General features: G+C 58.0%; 1 protein-coding gene. It reads left to right on the top strand.

Translation table 11 applies throughout. The features are described from left to right. Nucleotides 1-471, top strand: a 471-nt coding sequence (locus tag AC1DCY_RS27600; RefSeq protein ID WP_477355934.1) for a hypothetical protein, incomplete at both ends; no start/stop codon positions are given.

The following is a 471-nucleotide window of genomic DNA, read 5'->3' as shown; positions in this document are numbered from 1 at the left end:
GTGCTCAACGACGGTTGCAGCGTCGGCACCCTGACCAAACTTACCTGCGGCAATCTCAATAAAGCCTTTACGATTGTCGGCTGGGTGCTGGGGATTGTGCTCTGGTATCGGCTCAACATGTTGCCCGAGCATAGAACCCTGCTGATGCCCGAAATCTCCAGCAGCCACTACCTGCTCACCCTGGGTGTGGTGCTGATGGCGTTGCTGTTTCTGGCCTATGTTCACGGTGACAAATATCTGGTGTTCTCCAGCATGCTGCTGGGGGCGCTGACCAGCGCGCTGTACACCTTCGAACCGCAATGGACACCCAGCGTGTTCTTCTACCACCTGTCACAGCTGTTCTGGATGCCCGAACAAACGACCCTCACCGGCCAGCGCGTCGTGGTGTTCGTGATGTTGCTGGTGGGCATGCTCAGCTTCACCCTGCGCCGCAAGACCTTCAGCGACCAGCCGTTCAACTTGTCGAAGGCG

The organism is Lysinibacillus sp. 10T31 (genome assembly GCF_056394365.1).
This window is presented reverse-complemented; position numbering and strand designations above follow the sequence as displayed.